This is a genomic window from Patescibacteria group bacterium (assembly GCA_004297735.1).
GTDB lineage: Bacteria > Patescibacteriota > Saccharimonadia > UBA4664 > SCTI01 > SCTI01.
Map to the genome: position 1 here is coordinate 96,313 of SCTI01000002.1, position 17,881 is coordinate 114,193.

Below are 17,881 nucleotides of genomic sequence, written 5' to 3' on the forward strand. Positions count from 1 at the left end.
GGGCCTACTCCTTATCGCTAGCGGCTTTAGTAGCAGTAGCTGGCTTAAGACTGAGGCTGAGCTTGTGGGCCTCGGGGTCGATGGCAATAATGCGGAACTTCTTCTTTTCGCCCACCTTAACCAGCTTGGTTGGGTCCTCAACGTGCTCGGTGCTGAGCTCGGAGATGTGAACCAGCGCCTCAACCACTGGTGTCACCTGGACAAAAGCCCCAAACGGAGTAATTCGAGTGATGGTACCCTCAACCTCAGAGCCGACTTTTAGGCCCTTAACCTCGTTAGCCCAGGGATCGTCCTGCAGCTGCTTCATGCTCAAGCTGAGCTTGTCGCGGTCAATCGAGATAATCTTGGCCTCGATCTCCTGGCCAACCTTAACGTACTTGGCCGGACTATCGACTCGATCCCAGGCAATCTCGGAGATGTGAACCAGCCCTTCGACGCCTTCGACGTTGACGAAGATACCAAAGTCAACCACACCGGTGACCACACCCTTAACGGTGGTGCCAACCTTCATTAGAGCGACTTTGCTCTCGGTGTCTTCGCGGCGGGCGGCTTTTTCGGATACGATCAACTTGTTGTCGCGACGATCCAAGTCGAGCACACGTACCTGAAGCGGCTTACCAACCAGCCCGGTTAGGCGGTTGTGAATCTCATCGCGATCGGCACCAGATACACGGGGGTAGTTTTCGGCGCTTAGCTGCGACACCGGCAAGAAGCCACGAATGCCTTCAACCTCAATTAAAAGGCCTCCCTTGTTGGCGTCAAATGGGCTGACTGGGAACACCTCGCCGCTATCTAGACGTTGCTGTAACGCCTCCCATCCCTTTTCTTTAGCTACCTTCTTAAGGCTGAGGATGGCGTAGCCATCATCGCTCTCCGGCTCAATAACGCCGGCGCTAATGGTGTCGCCAGGCTGAAGGTTGCCGGCCTGCTCAATTTCGCGACCGATCACCAGACCGGTACCGCGCGGACCGAGATCTAGCCAGATCTCGTGCTTATCAGCAGCGATAATGCTGCCTTCAATCACATCGCCGGACGACATTGCCGGAACGCTATGATCAGCGAGCAGCTCCTCCATGGTTAGTTTGGTTGATTTTTTAGTTGTGGTTGGCACTGTATACAATACTTCCTTGTGTTGAGATTTCACCGACAAACCGTCAGTCAGCCGCCAAAACCGCCGTAATGGCGGTTTTTGACAATAGAAGACACTCCACGTCAGTGATTAAGGTTATTGTACCCTATCTATTGCTCCAGGTAAAGAGAGTGCTTGACGACGGCTTCGGCGATACGCCCAAGCCATAACAATCGTTGCGGTTAGACCGACTGTGGTACTAAACTCTCCCCCGGTTTTAGGAGTGGTGGCAACTCCAGCTGGCACCGCTGCGTGCGCACCGGTAGCCGGAGTGGTTGTGGTGCCTGCAGGAGCTGGCTTGGTAGTAGCTCCGGCGGTTGGCTGACCACTTTTTTGGGTTGAACCGGTTGAGCCGCTCGTACCACTGTTGCCGCCCGAAGTGCTCGACTGACCCGACTTAGACTGATCGGTCTGGTTCTTATTTTGATCCTGGCTAGCGGTTTGCTCTTGCTTGGTGGTTTGGCTGGCCTGGTTATTCTTATCTTGACGCTGTTGGCTGCCATACAAAAAGGTAGCTGCCACCACTACTGCAACCAGCAGTAGTCCGGCAATAGTGGTTAAAAGCTCTCTCCGCCTCATAATGATCCTCCTTACAGCGGCCGCCTCGCTTGTCTCACTAATATCTGCCCGCAGTATAAAACCGGTGGCCCATAAAAACAACAAAAAATCTCACCAATACGTCAAGATGGGGTCCGGAGAAAACAGGAAATACAAGGAGGTGAGCACTCATATATGCCTGCCACTCTGGGCCCCATCTCAACCTACTGATGAGATAATGGCAGATAATAACATAATGACCGCACCTTGTCAAAGGATGGTGGCCTGTCTCAACCTTAAGCGTTATACTAGAACCATGTATATTGGCGTAGATATTGGCGGCTCAAAGATCTTGGTGGTGGCAGGAAATGCCAAGCACCAGATCCTGCGCCAACAAAAAATAAAAACCCCCGAAGACGGGCATCAGGGTGTAATTGAGATTATCCACTTAATCGAGCAGGTTGCCGCCGGCGATGAGATTAAAAGCATCATTGTGGCTTCGGCCGGGCCCCTCGACTTTAAGAATGGCTGTATTCGCGAGAGCTCACCCAACATGCATGGCTGGCGTGGCACTAAGCTGATTGAACCAATCAAGAACCACTTCAAGCGCCCCACCGAGCTGGTGGCCGATACCGCGGCGGCGGCGGTTACTGAAGCCACCATTGGCGCCGCCAAAGGCGAGGAGTTTGTTTTGTATGTCACCATCAGCACCGGGGTTGGAGCGGCGTTAGTAGCCGGCGGCGAGGCCTACCAGGGCGTAACCGGTATTGAGGCTGGTCATATTATTATCGACCCGGACGGTCCGCCTTGCGGCTGCGGCGGGCGCGGTCACTTTGAGGCCATGGTTAGCGGCAAAGCCATCAAAAAGAAGTACGGTTTGTTTGGCTACCAGATTACCGACCCTAAGATCTGGGATGAAATTGCGGCCACCATGGCACTCGGATTTCACAGCTTAATCGTCAGCTACTCCCCTTCCGTCATAGTGATTGGCGGTGGAGTTGGGGTTCACTACGCCAAGTTTCATGACTTTTTAATGAAGCATTTGGCCGAGCTACATCCACTCTATCCTCTACCAGAAATCCGCCAGGCCAAGTACATTGAAACTGCGGTGGCCTACGGTGCCCTAATTTTGGCAGCGCAGCATTACAGTAGCTAGTGGCTCTTCTAGTGGCTCCGCAACTGGCTACTTCACTCACTATCACGTTCGTTGCGTAGGCAGTTGCTTCGCCATCATATCGGAGCGCAGTTTGTGCCTCCGCAGTGAGCGTGGTAGCGAACGCAGGAGCCACAAACGGAGCGACCGGCGGAGGCAAGCTAACCGCTTATGCTTGCTGTAGGGTTTTGAGCGGGCGTATAGTAGATTCATAACGCAGGAGGGTGCGCTTGCAGGGCATTATTAACGACTTCCCCCAGTTTGAGTTTGTAGCCGGCTCAATCTTTGTCTGGTCACCTCAGTATCAGGCGATCATGTACGATCGCAAGCGAATTCGCAGCAATGAAGGGCGCTTAGCGCTGCTTCACGAAATCAGCCACGCCGTTTTAGGGCATCGCATTTACAAGTACGATATCGAATTGATTGCCATGGAGGTCGACGCCTGGGAGAAGACCCGCGAACTAGCCCAAAAGTACCAGGTAACGGTAGACGAAGAGCATATCGCCGAATGCATCGCTAGCTACGACCACTGGATTACCAAGCGTTCAACCTGTCCCGACTGCGACAGCTTTTGCCTGCAGCAAGCTCGCGACCAGTACCGCTGCTTTGCCTGTGGGGCGGTCTGGGAGGTCAACTGGCGCAAAGATCGCCGAGTCACCCGCCGAGTGGTTGATCGCGAAATCCACCGCGCGGCTCTCCCTCTGCAGTTCGCTGAGCGTAAATAATTAGCTGCCACCAACACCAAAAACCCCTTCGAGTGAAGGGGTTTTTGGTTGACTTAATTAGTCGCTAAATTAGCTAGCGTCTGAAGCGCTGGCCTTGCGGCGGCGCGAACGCTGACCGCCAACACGACCGGCCTGACGAGCCAGTTCGGGGTTCTTAGCAAAACCACCACCGCGGCTCTTACGACCACCGATGCGACCAATAGTCTGGTAGAAGTTGGTGCCGTAGCGCTGCTTGTTGGTAATAGCGGCGGCAATACCACCCATCTTTGTACCTGACATAACTTAATCTCCATTTAGTGCTTAGTCTTCATTGTGCCAAAAACGGCACTCAACCGCTTTGGCTTTTTTACCAAAAGCGTTTCGATAAAAACGAACCATCTTTTGGGAAAAACATCATAAGAGGTTTAGACAATTGCTATACTATCATATTATGCTTATGTTGTCAACTATTGCTGGGCTGATTTTGTATACACCCTTGGCGGCGCTTTGCATCACGGCTATACTTGAGCACGAATATGACTCAACTGATATTAATTTTAGATGATTTGCGCAGCACCGCTAACGTTGGCTCCATCCTTCGTAGTGCCGATAGCTTTGCGGTTGAGCTAGTCTATGCCTGCGGCTCTACTCCTTATCCACGGCTGGTTAAAGATGAGCGTGACCCGGTGGTTATCAATCGCAATAGCCGAGCAATTGCTCGAGCCGCGTTGGGCGCCGAACAGACCGTTAGGGTTGAACACATCGATAGCTCAATCGCCGCTATTGAGGCGTGTCGCCAAAATGGCTGGACAATAATTGGGCTCGAACAAGACGCAAATGCCACTCCAATGCACCAATTTAAGCCGCCTCAAAAAACTGCGCTGGTAGTGGGTGCGGAGGTCACCGGTTTGAGCCAAGCCACCAAAATGGCCTGCGACCAGCTAGTTGAGATCGCTCAATTCGGTAGTAAAGAGTCGCTCAACGTAGCGGTGGCTACCGGCATCGCCTTGTACCGGCTACGTTCAGAATCTGTCTGAGCCGCTAACATTAAACTATCGTGTTCACGTTCCATCCAAAAGGCGTTTGCACGGATAAACTGCTTTGCCATTGGTAGCGTATCGGCTATGTGCTGAATATGCTGGGCGTAGACCTCCCGATTTGGGTTGCCTAGCTGCTGCTTAAGCATAATGGTGTAGCTCCGGTCCACCTCAACCAGCCGCTCAAGTAGCTGAGACAACTCAACCGGCGCTAGTTTACGGTAAGCCTTAATCACCCCAGCCTTCGAATCATCAACCAGCTCTACCCCCTTAAGGTCCAGCAAGCTACGAACCGAGTTAACCGCTACCTCGAGACCCTTGGTTAGCACCTCAATATGACGCTTATCCTCCATATCAACCGAGGTGAGATCATCAATTGCTTTGCCGACATAGCGCAGTTTAAAGCTAAGATACTCCGCCGCATCGCCATAGGCGTTATAAAAATCGGTTCGCAGCAGCGGCAAAAAGTTTTGCTTAATCAAGCCACCCTGCTGCACCACATTGCTAAGATGCTGGTAGAAGCCATAGCTGATGGTATGAAATCGGGTTTGAGCAATGATGGTGTCAACTAAAATGACCGCCAGATCCAGGTGGCGGTCGGCGCAGCGCTGGCGGAGGCCGGCTATGGCCTGGCGAGCTGACGCCGTATCACGGTAGTATATGACCAGGTCGATGTCGCTTCTTAGGTTGTGCGTGCCATGAATGATTGAGCCGGCCACAATGGCTCCTATAATATCTTCGCAGCCTTCAACGGTCTGCCAAATGTCTTGTTTGCCGGCGCGAAAATCGGCGTCTTGCGGCACCCGTTTTGCGACCACTTCGGAATAACGAAAAACTCGACCCATAACCGGTAACTCCCCTTACGCTTATTATTATAGGCACGTTAATTCCGCTTACGCTAGTCAAAAATGTTTACCTGGGAAAAGAATTGATAATTACTAATTGAGGTGCCGCGCCTGGTTGGCGCAGCACCTCTAAAGCCGATCAGCGGTGGCGACTACTGGATCCTGGTAACCGTTCCGTCGCGGTTGAGTCGCCAGTACAGCCGAGAGCGACCGCGCGTTTTGGCGACAACACTCCCGGCCGCGACGATCTCGCCGGCGAACTCTCCGGTGGCGCCGGCTGCCGACACGTACTGAGTGGTGCCACTGCCAGGAAGGCCGCGCCCAACGACTTGCTTGGCCCGACTGGTCAGCTGGTTCGGGTCGACTCCCTCCCTGCAGAGCACCCGTCGGCAGACGCCAACGCGGTTGACGGCTGATCTGCCGGGGCGGTCCTGCCTCCTTGCAGCGCTACTTCGAGCGGCCCCGCCTTCGAGCAGCTCGTCGCGCAACTGGCTGTTCATGAACTCTCCTTCTGGTTGCAAAACCGGTGGATACTCTTTTATACCTTGCAATCGAGTATAAGCACAAGCTTTATTTAATACAAACTCACCTTGACACCAGATCGTAACAGATGTAGCTTAGAGGCAAGCATAAGCATTAATTCACGACGTTAGGGTCGCGTTCATGCCAAAAACCAAAACCAACCATCATCCCGACCATCCCGTCTCCGAGGTTTACTTTCCGCTCAAGCCACGAATGAAGCTGGGTCGTCGAACCGCTAGCTGGCTAATGGCCACCTTTGCCCTGGTCGGAGTGGTGACAATTTGGACCAGCGCCGCGGCCACTAAGCCCCTGGTAACGCTACAGGCCGAACAAATGAAGCCGGACCGCTCGTCGGTATTCGCCTTTTACGATCAAAGGGCGGTCGGCAAGGCCGCTACGGTGATGTTTGGTAACTCAACCATTACCACCACCAACGTCCAGCTAAGCCAGGAGGCGCAGGAGGTCACAATCCGGGCACGTAGCCAGCGGTGTTTGGGTTCGCCGCAGCTACAGCTCAAAGTTGATAACAAGGCGGTCGGTATGGCAACGGTATCGGCCAGCGGCTATAGCGAGTACCGCATTGCCACCAAGATTCCAGCCGGAACCCACACCATTGGTGCGAGCTTCATTAATGATTACTACAACTGGGGGCGTCACTGTGATCGCAATTTGATTATCGATCAAATAGAGATTCGTGGTGCTTCGCTGGTTAGCTCAATCCCTACCCCGCCGGTAATTATTGCGCCCCACGATACCGATAAGGATGGTGTGGCCGATACCACCGACGGCTGCGATACTCAACCGGGTCCGGCCACCAATCAGGGTTGCCCATTACAGCAAACCGGTGTCCAAGCTAAGACCGCCGGGAGCTTTATTGATAGCATTGGCGTTAACACCCATATCGGGTATGGCTCCTACCCTTACAACGACATTCAAAAGGTTAAGGATGGTCTGCAAAAGCTCGGCATTCGCAACGTGCGTGATGGCGACTATCTCAACAATCCAACCGGACAGGCTCGGCTAAAGACCCTATTTGATGCCGGTATTAAAACCGACCTATTGACCAACAGTGACGATCTGGTGGCTACACTCAATAATATTAAAAGCTACCCCCAAGGCAAGGTAGCTGCTCTTGAAGGCATTAACGAGCCGGACTGCTTCTTGAAGGATAAGCGTAGCGATTGGGTTGAGTTTACCCGTAACTACCAAAAAGACTTTTGGAATCGAGTTAAGAACGATGCTACCTTGCAAAATGCCGATATCCTCAGCCCCGCCTACTGTCGCGCCGAGACCGCCGCTACAGTTGGCGACCTGAGTCCCTACTTTGAATATAGCGCCATTCATCCCTACCCTGGCGGCTGGGCGCCAGAAAAAGCCATTGCCGACCAGCTTAAGCTATCGGCCTCGGCTAGCGGCGGCAAGCCGTTCTACGCCACCGAAACCGGCTACCATAATGCAATCTATACTCAGTCGGGGCACAACCCCGCCACCCAGAGGGCCAGTGGTATCTACATGCCTCGCCTATTCCTGAGCTACTATCTGGCCGGGATTAAGCGCACCTACAGCTATGAGCTGGTCGACCAGCGCCCTGCCAACACCTGGAATTTGATCTTTGACCACGAAGGCAACTTTGGAATGCTCAACTATAACTTTAGTGAGAAGCCGGCTGGAGCTGCAATTCGCCGACTGACCACCCTGCTGGGTGATACCAACACCAACTTCCAGCCCGGCAAGCTCGACTACAGTGTTAGCGGCGACACCTCCAACCTGCAACAGCTGCTGGTGCAGCGTCCTAATGGTACCTTCTACCTGGTGCTGTGGCGTACCGATAGCGTTTGGGATGTACCAACCCGACGCGACCTCCCGATTGTTAACAAACCCTTAACCGTTAAGGTTGGTAATGAGGCTCGCAACGTTAAGGTTTATAACATCAACACCGGCGATGCTCCAACCATCACAGCCAAGGTGGCACAGCTCCAACTCAACCTCGGCCCCGAGGTACAGATACTCGAAATACAATAATAAAAAGCCTAAATCGGCACACAAAAAGAGCTCGCATAAACGAGCTCTTTTTGAAAATCCGGCACCGACCTACTTTCCCCATAAAGAGTATCATCGGCGCTGAGGAGCTTAACTTCGGTGTTCGGGATGGGAACCGGTGTGGCCTCCTCGCTAAAAGCACCGGGCTACCAGCTAAACACGTGGTTTAACCGGTGGCCCGAAGCTGTTAGGCTTGCGGGTTGTAACTTATGCATGGGTGCTATGGTGTTTTATACACCACACACCGCTCGTCAAACTTCATAAAAAAGTCGATGGACCGATTAGTACACCTCGGCTGAACGTATTACTACGCTTACACCTAGTGCCTATCAACCAGATCGTCTTTCTGGGGTCTCATGGGGAAATCTTATCTTGGAGATGGCTTCGTGCTTATATGCATTCAGCACTTATCGCAACCGAACATAGCTACCCGGCGATGCTCCTGGTGGAACAACCGGTACACCAGAGGTTCGTTCACCCCGGTCCTCTCGTACTAGGGGCAAACCTCCGCAAATTTCCTACGCCCACACCAGATAGGGACCGAACTGTCTCACGACGTTCTGAACCCAGCTCGCGTACCTCTTTAAATGGCGAACAGCCATACCCTTGGGAGCTGCTTCACCCCCAGGATGAGACGAGCCGACATCGAGGTGCCAAACAGCGCCGTCGCTGTGAACGCTTGGGCGCTATAAGCCTGTTATCCCCGGGGTAGCTTTTGTCCGTTGAGCGCTGCCGATTCCACATTCTGAGGAATAAATTCCTCGTGTGACAGCGGATCACTAGCTCCTGCTTTCGCACCTGCTCGGCTTGTAGGCCTCGCAGTCAAGCTGACTTATGCGCTTGCACTATCGATACGATTTCCATCCGTACCTAGTCAACCTTTGAACGCCTCCGTTACTCTTTAGGAGGCAACCGCCCCAGTTAAACTACCCACCAGACACTGTTCCTGAACCGGAACAAACGGGCAAACAATCTAACAAAGCAAATGTTGCGAAAACATAGAAGAAAAACTAACCACGACTTTTTGATCTTGACTCACCTATTTCCTCTCACAGCGAGTTATAGGTCTGCGAATCAAGATCGGTAAAGATGTGGGCTTTCTTCAATTTGCCTTGTTACCTTGTCCGCTTGTTGCGGTCCAGGTTAGGACAAGATTACAGCAAGGGTGGTATTTCACTGGTGGCTCCACGTAAGCTAGCGCCTACGCTTCAAAGCCTCCCACCTATCCTACACATGCTGCAACCCGGCCCAATGCCAAGTTGTAGTAAAGCTCCACGGGGTCTTTCCGTCTTGGTGCGGGTAGCCGGCATCTTTACCGGCATTGCAATTTCACCGAGTCCCTTCTTGAGACAGTGTCCAGATCGTTACGCCATTCGTGCGGGTCAGAACTTACCTGACAAGGAATTTCGCTACCTTAGGACGGTTATAGTTACCGCCGCCGTTTACTGGGGCTTCAGTTCAGTGCTTGCACACATCCCCTTAACCTTCCAGCACCGGGCAGGCGTCAGCCCGTATACATCCACTTTCGTGTTAGCACAGACCTGTGTTTTTGATAAACAGTCGCCTGGACTCTTTCGCTGCGGCCTAGCAAGCTAGGCAGACCTTATCCCGAAGTTACGGTCGCTGTATTGCCGAGTTCCTTAAGAAGGGTTCTCTCGTACACCTTGGTCTACTCGACCCGAGCACCTGTGTTGGTTTGCGGTACGGGCGGCTATAGCTTGGCACGTACAGGCTTTTCTGGTCGGCTTGGCTCACCTGAATCAACCGTTTTACCGGTCTTTCATTCGTGCTTCATCCGAAGACTACACACTTAGACAGACATATCCAAAGTCTGCTCTGGCTACCATGCCGCGCACCTGTACGCAAAACTATCGCCGGTACCGGAATATTAACCGGTTGTCCATCGCCTACGCTACTCGCCTCGGCTTAGGCCCGACTGACCCTGGGACGACGATCGTTGCCCAGGAAACCTTGCTCTTACGGTGGGCAGGATTCTCACCTGCCTTATGGTTACTCATTCCAGCATTCTCACTTCCCCCCGCTCCACCTGGCCTTTCGGCTCGGCTTCAGCGCAAGAGGAACGCTCCGCTACCACTTTAGTTAAACTAAAATCCATGTCTTCGGTAATACGCTTAGCCCCGTTACATTTTCCGCGCGGAGTCACCATTGACCAGTGAGCTGTTACGCACTCTTTAAATGCATGGCTGCTTCTAAGCCCACATCCTGGTTGTTTATGCGTCTCCACATCGTTTCCCACTGAGCGTATATTTAGGGACCTTAGACGATGGTCTGGGCTGTTTCCCTTTCGTGCATCGAGCTTAGCCCCGATGTACTGACTGCCACGGTAGTCTCTCTCGGTATTCGCAGTTTGACAGGGATGGGTACCCGTGAGGGCCCCAGACCCAATCAGAGCTCTACCCCCGAGAGGTAGTTCGTGACGCTAGCCCTAAAGCTATTTCGCGGAGAACCAGCTATCTCCGAGTTCGATTGGAATTTCTCCGCTAACCACAGGTCATCCAAGCATTTTGCAACATGCCCTGGTTCGGTCCTCCACGTAGTGTTACCCACGCTTCAACCTGCCCATGGTTAGGTCACCCGGTTTCGGGTCTAATCGGCACAACTATGGCGGGCTATTAACCCTCGCTTTCACTACGGCTTCGCCAGATGGCTTAACCTAACGCTGTACCAATTAACTCGCTGGATCGTTCTACAAAAAGCACGCCGTCACAGCACAAGGCTGCTCCGACTCATTGTAAGCACATGATTTCAGGTTCTATTTCACTCCCCTTCCGGGGTTCTTTTCGCCTTTCCCTCACGGTACTGGTTCACTATCGATCGTAAGAAGTATTTAGCCTTAGGAGGTGGTCCTCCTAGATTCAATCAGGGTTTCACGTGTCCCGACCTACTCGAGAATACAAACATAAGGACAAAGTGTTTTCGAGTACGGGACTTTCACCCTCTTTGGTGTGCCTTTCCAGACACTTCCGCTAACAACTTCGTTTTCTTACCTTACCCAGACCTGTGGCAGTTGCTGGTCGCATTACACAGAGCTTTCTTTACAGACAGCGCTGTGTAATGGTCGTTTGTATCTCACAACCCCTTGTTAACATTCGCCTGCCAGCTTATTTACGTGTTGCCACGCAAAAGTTAAAAAGGTTTTGGCTCTTCCGCTTTCGCTCGCCGCTACTTACGGAATTGAGGTTTCTCTCTCTTCCTCACCCTACTTAGATGTTTCAGTTCGGGTGGTGCCCTCCTCCTATCCTATAGATTCAGATAGGGGTGACGATGTATTACCACCGCCGGGTTGCCCCATTCGGAAATCCCCGGGTCAAAGCTTGATAGACAGCTCACCGAGGCTTATCGCAGCCTTCTACGTCCTTCTTCGGCTTCTTACGTCAAGGCATCCTTCATGTGCTCTTGAGTAACTTTTTTACGATTCGTTTGACGAGCGATGTATGGTTACAAATTCATGTTTCCACCCATCACTCATTGGTTGGTATTGCATCTGTTTATGATCGTAAAAATTCATAAACAGTACCCAAAACAATTACATGGGAAGTAATTGTTTCGTCTTAAAATTCATTTAATTTTCAAAAAACAACTCCGCGGTTTGTACCTCGCGGAGCCCACATTCAAACAGACAAATTTACCTAGCCCGAGAACGTGCCTCCGTTAGTGCTGGTTAATTGTCTACTCATATATGAGCTCCAATAGTCGAAATTAAGAGTACCAAAATAACCAGGTGGTGTAAAGAGGTTAATTGTGACAAAAATAACAACGCCCCTCGCAGGTATTTACAACACTACGAGTGACGCTGAAATGTCGGGATAAATTAAGCGACTAAGCGGCGTCGCGCTGTTCAGCGGCAGGCTGTTCGGGCGAGGCTTGAGCGGCCTTAGCGGCGGCAGCAGCTTCAACTCGAGCCCGTGCCTCCTCGAGGTTAGCTGGAGCTGAGGCAGTCTCGGCAGCTACCTGCGTAAGAGCCTCATCGCGTTCGATGGTGCGCAAAGTTTCATTTGTGCTATCCATTACACGACGACCTTCTAGCTTGGCCTCCGCCAACTCACCGTTTGCCTCCTTAAGGGCATCACGATGAAACAGATTCCCAATTCGATTGAGGAATCCACCTTTTTCTTGCTCTTGCGGGGCTGGATTTTCTGGTCCTGGCATGTTTTTGTTTTTCCTTAATGGTAACCCTATTATACCTGATGAAAGCGCTTATGTAAATACAACAAAGCCGCCGGTTAGGGCGGCTTTGTTTGAGCGTTAGACGCTACTTAAGCGGCTGGTGCTTCGCCTTCTGCTGGTGCAGGTTCAGCGGGTGCCTCAGGCGCAGAAGCTGGCTCTTCAACCGGGGCTTCCGGAGCTGGAGCGGGTGCTTCTGGCGCAGGAGCAGCCTCAGGAGCATCTACTACTGGCTCAGCAGCTGGCGCATCGGTGACCGGTACGTCGGTTGCTGGTACGGCTGGAGTGTTTTCTTCTTGCATACTACCTGATTCCTATTTAGGTTTTGTTTGGTACCTCTCTATTATTTCACGTCACCCAGCATAAGCACAATAGTGAGTTGGTTTGAATGATTACGCTTATGCATGCATATAGCTGTTATGCATAGTATTATTACCCGGTACGCCGTGTACGTCCCTACCCAAGGAGAGTCCACTGTGACCACCGCCACCGCACCGATCATCTCGGTTACACCGGGTCGTTCACTGGCCCAGCGCATGGACGCGCTGCAGAAGGCCAACGAGATCCGTACTCGTCGTGCTCAGCTCAAGCGCGACCTCAAGGCCGGCCGAGCGTCGATCCGTGAGATCCTGCTGAACCCGCCGGTGTGGCTCGAGACCGCCAAGGTCTTCGACATGCTGCTGGCGACGCCGAAGTACGGCCGGGTCAAGGTCAACAAGATCCTGGCCCAGTGCCGCATCTCCCCCAGCAAGACGATGGGCGGTCTGTCGGAGCGCCAGCGCAGCGAGCTGGCCTCCCTACTCCGCCAGTAGCGGCACGCTGCCCCACGCGCGGGTTCCCTCACCGGAACTCGCGCGTTTCGCTTTTAAAAGTCCTTATGCTTGAGCCGGCTTATGGTTACTGATACTCTGCCCAGGTAGGTGTGAACATATCCATTTAGGGGGTGCTGCCGTGACGACGGCAACCATTACTCTGCCGCCCAGGAAGGGTGAGCAACCGCAGCACTTGGCCGCTCTTGAGCGCGCCAACGAAGTTCGACTGGCCCGAGCCGAGCTCAAGCGCAGGATCGGCACTGGCGAGACCAACGTCAGCAGAATTGTGCTGTCGACCCCTCCAGAAGCAGCCGGCATGACCGTGGCTGATCTGCTGATGGCGCAAAAGCGCTGGGGTCGAACTCGCACGCGCAAGTTCCTGCTCGGGATTCCGATCACCGAAACCAAGACGGTTGGGAGCCTGACCGAACGGCAGCGCAACGCCATCGCCAAGGCCCTGGAGGCTCCCACCGAGGCCTCAACGACCACTCCGAGCCGCGAAGAGCGCATCGAGGCTTTCGCCGCTCAGATGCAGCGCTCGGGCGAGCCCGGTCGAACGGCTAGCTAATCGACCAGGCCGCCTGCACACCAACGGGGCCTCATCTCACACCGGAGATGGGGCCCAAATCGACTCTACCAAGATTACGTCCTTATAAAGCCATCATATGGTTGCCAGCAGCGCCATTTTCTGCTTAAATACTTTCGTTGTGGGCTTGTAGCTCAGCTGGTTAGAGCGCGTCACTGATAATGACGAGGTCGCAGGTTCGAGTCCTGCCAAGCCCACCATTTTTGTATCTATCCCCACTTGGGGCATTAGCTCAGCTGGCTAGAGCACCTGCTTTGCAAGCAGGGGGTCATCGGTTCGAATCCGATATGCTCCACCATTCATTATTTAAATGCTTAAGCTCTTGCTATCTTAAGCGTTTTATGTTATTATAGTGCAACTTGTTGGGGTATACGAATCCCTAACCTGAGCACACTGGAGACCCGATGGTTCCTCCGTTCGTCACCAAGCTGTTCCGCAATCCGTGGCCGGAGACGGTCCCGAACGGGACCCTGATCCGCATCTTCGCCGATGCGGTCGAGCAGACCTACAGCAGCCTCGTGCCGAAGTGGCAGGAGAGCGGCGAGCTGGATCCCGAGAAGGACTCCTTCGCCGGGGTCATCCTCGATCCGACCAACCCGCGTGAGGCGACGACCATCGCCGAGCGCGTCATGATCGTGTTCGGCTGGGGGCCGGATATGGCCGACTTCGTCCCCAATGGGATGTCCAAGGCGGACTCCCAGGAGCGCTTCGGCATCCCCAACGGATGGCTGATCGAGAACGCCAGCTACTGCATCGCCGACGGCGAGTTCACATGGGGTCACTCCGCTGGCGTCGACTACCTCATCGAGGGCATCGACGAGACCACCGTCATCTTCGACGGTGGCGGCAGCGGCTACTCCGCCGAGCAGGACAAGAAGGTCGTACAGGAAGTCGGCGAGCTGGGCCTCCTGAAGATCAAGGAGATCCGCGACGCCTGGCTGGCCGCCCGGCGTGCCGAGGAGGCCGGCCGTCGCTGGTACAACAACAGCGACACGCCCGACCCGAAGTACGCGCAGATCCTGACCATGCCGGTCATCGCGGCCATTGGCCCTGAGGAGCTGCGCGGCGGCCCCACCCCGGACTGGATGAAGTCGGCGGGCGCTGTCGTCAAGCCGACCATGGAACCGGGCATCTCCGCGTTCGGTTCGCCGACCATGGCGCCGGGCATCGCACCCAGCGGCCACTCGTAGGCCCCAGGCCTACAACGCCCTCGAAGAGGGTTTTCACAGCACTACGTTGTGGAAGCCCCTTCGGGGGCCTTTCACTTTCTTATCCCTATTACCATAAGCTGTTATACTGCAACCATGGAACTGTTTAATCAAATCCTATTCGGTGGGCTAGCTATGGCTGCCGGCGTGGCGATGGTTAAGTACAGCTTTTGGCTAACCAATCAAACCGGTAGCATCGGCACCGTTGAGCGCTACATGGGTGCCGGCTCAACCTATACCTTTTATAAAATACTGGGAATTATCGTAATTATCGGTGGCCTGTTTTACATGACCGGCATGCTCACCCCAATTATGGAGTGGCTATTCGCTCCGCTAGCTCCAATATTTGCGCCGTTTAGGGGCCAAAACGGCTCGTAAAGCCGTCTCCTACCGGCGGCGATGGTGCCGTAATTTAACCGCATGCAGCCTGGCCAGGTTGCGCTCAACCAAGTGATGAGTGGCGCGAATATCCGACTCTTCTTTATGAGTCTCTAAGGCAGCCTTGGCCTCGGCCAACGCCTGATGCGCCCGGTGTTCATCAATGCTATCGACGTGCTCAGCGGTTTCGGCACTAACCTCAACCGTGTCGCCGTCAACCCGCAACAGCCCGCCGCCGACGGCAAAATGATCATGCTCATCAGAGTCTTTACGGGCAGTAACATGAACCACCCCCGGGCGCAGCGAAATCACCAAGCTGGTGTGGCCCGGCATGATCGAAACATCGCCCTCAACCGTAGGCACAACCAACTCATACACCTCGCTATCGAGCAAAACTCCTTCGGGTGAAATCAAGCGGGCTAGCACGCCTTAGTCCTCTTTTGACTCTTTTTGATGAGCCGCTACCACATCATCGATGGTGCCTTTCATGTAGAAAGTTCCCTCGGCAATATCGTCGTGCTTACCTTCGATGATCTCCTTGCAGCCGCGAATGGTATCAGCGCGGCTGACGTATGAACCAGGGATGCCGGTAAAGACCTCACCCACAAAGAATGGCTGACTGAGGAAGCGCTGGAGCTTACGAGCACGAGCCACGATTAGCTTGTCCTCTTCGCTGAGCTCTTCCATACCAAGAATCGCAATGATGTCTTGCAGGTCCTTGTAACGCTGGAGCACCTGCTGTACGCCACGAGCGACGTTGTAGTGCTCGTCACCCACAATCTGGGGGTCGAGCATGGTTGAGGTTGAATCAAGCGGGTCTACGGCCGGGTAGATGGCCAGCTGGGCCAGTTCACGGGTCAGTACAATGGTTGAATCAAGGTGGTTAAAGGTAGTCGCCGGAGCAGGGTCGGTCAGGTCGTCGGCTGGCACGTACACCGCCTGAACACTGGTGATCGAACCGGTGGTGGTACTGGTAATGCGCTCCTGTAACTGCCCCATCTCTTGGGCGAGGTTTGGCTGATAGCCTACCGCGCTTGGCAACCGACCGAGGAGGGCTGAAACCTCAGCACCGGCCTGAGTAAAGCGGAAGATGTTGTCGACAAACAGCAGCACATCTTGGCCGTCATCACGGAAGGACTCGGCCAGAGTTAGGCCGGACAAACCAACACGCAAGCGGGCTCCAGGCGGCTCGTTCATCTGGCCAAACACCAAGGCGGTCTTATCTAGAACGCCTGAGTCCTTCATTTCGTGGTAAAGGTCGTTGCCCTCACGGGTACGCTCACCAACACCGGCAAACACCGACTTACCACCGTGCTCGGCAGCGATATTGCGGATGAGCTCCTGGATAATCACGGTTTTACCGACACCAGCACCACCAAACAAGCCAACCTTACCGCCACGGGCCACCGGAGCGATTAAATCAACCACCTTAATACCGGTCTCGAACACCTCGGCCTGTGTGCTCTGGTCAACCAGGGCTGGAGCAGCGCGGTGAATTGGCGCGTGCTGCTTAAAGCTAGTGGCGGCCTTGCCGTCAATCGGCTCCCCCACCACGTTAAACATCCGACCCAGCGTCTGCTCGCCCACAGGAATCGAAATTGGGGCGCCGGTAGCGGTTACATTGTCGCCGCGAGCCAAGCCATCGGTACTGCCCAAAGCAATGGCACGAACGGTGCGCCCGTCGAGGTGCTGAGCCACCTCTAGTACCAGCCGTTCTCCCCCGTTATCGACCTCTAGCGCATCAAGCAGCTGCGGTAGACCATCTTTAAACTCAACATCGATCACCACACCCATAATCTGGATGATCTGACCGGTCGAAGTTGTTGGTTTGGTTTGTTTCATCATAATCTCCTATGCGTCGGTTAAGGCGGCCACTCCACCACTAATCTCGGCCAGCTCTTGGGTAATGGCGGCTTGGCGGGCGGTGTTGTAGGCCAGGGTTAGTTCATCAATAAGCTCGCTGGCGTTGTCGGTAGCGTTTTGCATTGCCAGCATACGCATGGCATGCTCACTGGCCACCGCGTTGGTAGCAGCATCAAGCAGGGCGGCCTGTGCCCAACCGGTAGCGACCGAGGTAATCGCCTCTTCGGCGGTTGGCTCAAGGGTGAGCGAGCCGGAGTCACCAGGTTTCGATTCAACGCCGTCGGTTCCGGAGTCGGCGGTCAGGGGTAACAACTCGGTGGTAGCCACCTGTTGATTGAGCGACGAGATAAACCGCGTAGTTAGTACCATAACCGAGCTGATCTCGCCCAGACGGTAACGGTCTAGCAGACTGGCGGCCATCCCTCGGACCGCTCGCATATCTGGACTAACGGTTAAACCGGGATACAGGCTAATCGCCTCAACCTGTTTAAGGCGATTGGTCATCTGCTCGACCTGCTGCCCAATCGCGGCCACCTCAACCTTGGTGCCCGCCAGGGTGTACTGGCGCACCAACTGGCGCAATCCGGATTCAATGCGACTTAAATAGGCGCCGGCCAGACCACGATCGCTAGCAAACACCACAATCAGCGCCGGAGCCTGCGGGTTGGGCGCCTGTGCCAACGGGTGTAAGCGCCAGTCATCGGTGGTGGCGGCTTCGGCCAAGACCCGGTTGAGCTGTTGGCGATAAACGGTAGCCGACTGAGCCGCATTGGCAGCCGCTCGCAGCTTGCTGGCCGCCACCAACTGCATCGCTTTGGTGATCTGGCGAGTGCTGGTCACTGAGCGAATCCGGCGCTTAATGGCAGTGGTTCCGGCAGCCAT

Annotated in this window: 18 protein-coding genes, 2 tRNA genes and 2 rRNA genes; 10 read left to right on the plus strand and 12 right to left on the minus strand. The window is 54.2% G+C overall.

Going from position 1 to position 17,881, the window contains the following annotated elements:
* Positions 1-4: 4 nt before the first annotated feature.
* A complete protein-coding gene (locus tag EPO04_02105) occupies positions 5-1,075 on the minus strand; it encodes a S1 RNA-binding domain-containing protein (protein ID TAK89288.1) in 1,071 nt (356 codons plus the stop codon).
* A 150-nt stretch (positions 1,076-1,225) separates the two neighbouring features.
* Complete coding sequence (locus tag EPO04_02110; protein ID TAK88889.1) at positions 1,226-1,708, minus strand: hypothetical protein; 483 nt, start codon at positions 1,706-1,708, stop codon at positions 1,226-1,228.
* A 1-nt stretch (position 1,709) separates the two neighbouring features.
* Here EPO04_02110 and EPO04_02115 point away from each other — a divergent pair, with 1 nt between their 5' ends.
* Complete coding sequence (locus tag EPO04_02115) at positions 1,710-2,822, plus strand: ROK family protein (protein ID TAK88890.1); 1,113 nt, start codon at positions 1,710-1,712, stop codon at positions 2,820-2,822.
* A 227-nt stretch (positions 2,823-3,049) separates the two neighbouring features.
* Positions 3,050-3,544, plus strand: coding sequence for a hypothetical protein (locus tag EPO04_02120; protein ID TAK88891.1), 495 nt, complete (start codon positions 3,050-3,052; stop codon positions 3,542-3,544).
* Between the two features lie 69 nt (positions 3,545-3,613).
* Here the strand turns inward: EPO04_02120 and EPO04_02125 are convergent, their stop codons facing one another.
* The gene (locus EPO04_02125) at positions 3,614-3,823 is read right to left on the minus strand and encodes a hypothetical protein (GenBank protein ID TAK88892.1); all 210 of its coding nucleotides are present in this window, start codon (positions 3,821-3,823) and stop codon (positions 3,614-3,616) included.
* Between the two features lie 236 nt (positions 3,824-4,059).
* On the opposite strand from EPO04_02125, the gene EPO04_02130 reads away from it, so the two are divergent.
* Positions 4,060-4,560, plus strand: coding sequence for a TrmH family RNA methyltransferase (locus EPO04_02130; protein ID TAK88893.1), 501 nt, complete (start codon positions 4,060-4,062; stop codon positions 4,558-4,560).
* Here EPO04_02130 and EPO04_02135 read toward each other — a convergent pair.
* The gene (locus EPO04_02135; GenBank protein TAK88894.1) at positions 4,479-5,405 is read right to left on the minus strand and encodes a hypothetical protein; all 927 of its coding nucleotides are present in this window, start codon (positions 5,403-5,405) and stop codon (positions 4,479-4,481) included. The two genes, EPO04_02130 and EPO04_02135, sit on opposite strands and share 82 nt — an antisense overlap.
* A gap of 152 nt (positions 5,406-5,557) precedes the next feature.
* The gene (locus tag EPO04_02140; GenBank protein TAK88895.1) at positions 5,558-5,905 is read right to left on the minus strand and encodes a hypothetical protein; all 348 of its coding nucleotides are present in this window, start codon (positions 5,903-5,905) and stop codon (positions 5,558-5,560) included.
* Between the two features lie 163 nt (positions 5,906-6,068).
* Between EPO04_02140 and EPO04_02145 the strand changes: the two genes are divergently transcribed.
* On the plus strand, positions 6,069-7,949 hold the full coding sequence (locus tag EPO04_02145; protein TAK88896.1) for a hypothetical protein: 1,881 nt from the start codon (positions 6,069-6,071) through the stop codon (positions 7,947-7,949).
* 56 nt (positions 7,950-8,005) lie between these two features.
* On the opposite strand, the gene rrf is transcribed toward EPO04_02145, so the two are convergent.
* The 4 genes from rrf to EPO04_02165 form a co-directional block, all read right to left on the minus strand.
* Positions 8,006-8,113 (minus strand): 5S ribosomal RNA (rrf, locus tag EPO04_02150).
* A gap of 115 nt (positions 8,114-8,228) precedes the next feature.
* Positions 8,229-11,396: ribosomal RNA gene (locus EPO04_02155) — 23S ribosomal RNA — on the minus strand.
* A gap of 411 nt (positions 11,397-11,807) precedes the next feature.
* Positions 11,808-12,137, minus strand: a complete 330-nt coding sequence (locus tag EPO04_02160) for a hypothetical protein (protein ID TAK88897.1) — start codon at positions 12,135-12,137, stop codon at positions 11,808-11,810.
* A gap of 107 nt (positions 12,138-12,244) precedes the next feature.
* Positions 12,245-12,454 carry a hypothetical protein gene (locus EPO04_02165; protein ID TAK88898.1) on the minus strand — a complete coding sequence of 70 codons (210 nt, stop codon included), beginning with the start codon at positions 12,452-12,454 and terminating at the stop codon, positions 12,245-12,247.
* Between the two features lie 174 nt (positions 12,455-12,628).
* Between EPO04_02165 and EPO04_02170 the strand changes: the two genes are divergently transcribed.
* From EPO04_02170 to EPO04_02195, 6 genes are all read left to right on the plus strand, one after another.
* A complete protein-coding gene (locus EPO04_02170) occupies positions 12,629-12,964 on the plus strand; it encodes a hypothetical protein (GenBank protein TAK88899.1) in 336 nt (111 codons plus the stop codon).
* Between the two features lie 139 nt (positions 12,965-13,103).
* Positions 13,104-13,532 (plus strand): hypothetical protein, encoded by a 429-nt coding sequence (locus tag EPO04_02175; protein TAK88900.1) that lies wholly within the window; start codon positions 13,104-13,106, stop codon positions 13,530-13,532.
* 141 nt (positions 13,533-13,673) lie between these two features.
* Positions 13,674-13,750: transfer RNA gene (locus tag EPO04_02180), tRNA-Ile, on the plus strand.
* 21 nt (positions 13,751-13,771) lie between these two features.
* Positions 13,772-13,848: transfer RNA gene (locus EPO04_02185), tRNA-Ala, on the plus strand.
* 106 nt (positions 13,849-13,954) lie between these two features.
* Entirely contained in the window at positions 13,955-14,740 is a 786-nt protein-coding gene (locus EPO04_02190; protein ID TAK88901.1) for a hypothetical protein, read from the plus strand.
* Positions 14,741-14,854: 114 nt separating this feature from the next.
* Positions 14,855-15,136 (plus strand): hypothetical protein, encoded by a 282-nt coding sequence (locus EPO04_02195; GenBank protein ID TAK88902.1) that lies wholly within the window; start codon positions 14,855-14,857, stop codon positions 15,134-15,136.
* Between the two features lie 9 nt (positions 15,137-15,145).
* On the opposite strand, the gene atpC is transcribed toward EPO04_02195, so the two are convergent.
* The 3 genes from atpC to atpG are packed head-to-tail and all read right to left on the minus strand — an operon-like array spanning position 15,146 to position 17,881.
* Entirely contained in the window at positions 15,146-15,562 is a 417-nt protein-coding gene (gene atpC, locus EPO04_02200) for an ATP synthase F1 subunit epsilon (protein ID TAK88903.1), read from the minus strand.
* A gap of 3 nt (positions 15,563-15,565) precedes the next feature.
* Positions 15,566-16,978 carry a F0F1 ATP synthase subunit beta gene (atpD, locus tag EPO04_02205; GenBank protein ID TAK88904.1) on the minus strand — a complete coding sequence of 471 codons (1,413 nt, stop codon included), beginning with the start codon at positions 16,976-16,978 and terminating at the stop codon, positions 15,566-15,568.
* Positions 16,979-16,987: 9 nt separating this feature from the next.
* A complete protein-coding gene (gene atpG / locus EPO04_02210; GenBank protein TAK88905.1) occupies positions 16,988-17,881 on the minus strand; it encodes an ATP synthase F1 subunit gamma in 894 nt (297 codons plus the stop codon).

Excerpts from the sequence above, each read along its gene's own strand:
- EPO04_02145 (TAK88896.1), top strand. The coding sequence starts at position 6,069 with ATGCCAAAAACCAAAACCAACCATCATCCCGACCATCCCGTCTCCGAG.
- EPO04_02130 (TAK88893.1), top strand. The coding sequence starts at position 4,060 with ATGACTCAACTGATATTAATTTTAGATGATTTGCGCAGCACCGCTAAC.
- EPO04_02125 (TAK88892.1), bottom strand. The coding sequence starts at position 3,823 with ATGTCAGGTACAAAGATGGGTGGTATTGCCGCCGCTATTACCAACAAG.
- EPO04_02160 (TAK88897.1), bottom strand. The coding sequence starts at position 12,137 with ATGCCAGGACCAGAAAATCCAGCCCCGCAAGAGCAAGAAAAAGGTGGA.
- atpG (TAK88905.1), bottom strand. The coding sequence starts at position 17,881 with ATGGCTGCCGGAACCACTGCCATTAAGCGCCGGATTCGCTCAGTGACC.
- EPO04_02165 (TAK88898.1), bottom strand. The coding sequence starts at position 12,454 with ATGCAAGAAGAAAACACTCCAGCCGTACCAGCAACCGACGTACCGGTC.
- EPO04_02110 (TAK88889.1), bottom strand. The coding sequence starts at position 1,708 with ATGAGGCGGAGAGAGCTTTTAACCACTATTGCCGGACTACTGCTGGTT.
- EPO04_02115 (TAK88890.1), top strand. The coding sequence starts at position 1,710 with ATGATCCTCCTTACAGCGGCCGCCTCGCTTGTCTCACTAATATCTGCC.
- EPO04_02135 (TAK88894.1), bottom strand. The coding sequence starts at position 5,405 with ATGGGTCGAGTTTTTCGTTATTCCGAAGTGGTCGCAAAACGGGTGCCG.
- EPO04_02140 (TAK88895.1), bottom strand. The coding sequence starts at position 5,905 with ATGAACAGCCAGTTGCGCGACGAGCTGCTCGAAGGCGGGGCCGCTCGA.
- atpD (TAK88904.1), bottom strand. The coding sequence starts at position 16,978 with ATGAAACAAACCAAACCAACAACTTCGACCGGTCAGATCATCCAGATT.
- EPO04_02195 (TAK88902.1), top strand. The coding sequence starts at position 14,855 with ATGGAACTGTTTAATCAAATCCTATTCGGTGGGCTAGCTATGGCTGCC.
- EPO04_02105 (TAK89288.1), bottom strand. The coding sequence starts at position 1,075 with ATGGAGGAGCTGCTCGCTGATCATAGCGTTCCGGCAATGTCGTCCGGC.
- EPO04_02190 (TAK88901.1), top strand. The coding sequence starts at position 13,955 with ATGGTTCCTCCGTTCGTCACCAAGCTGTTCCGCAATCCGTGGCCGGAG.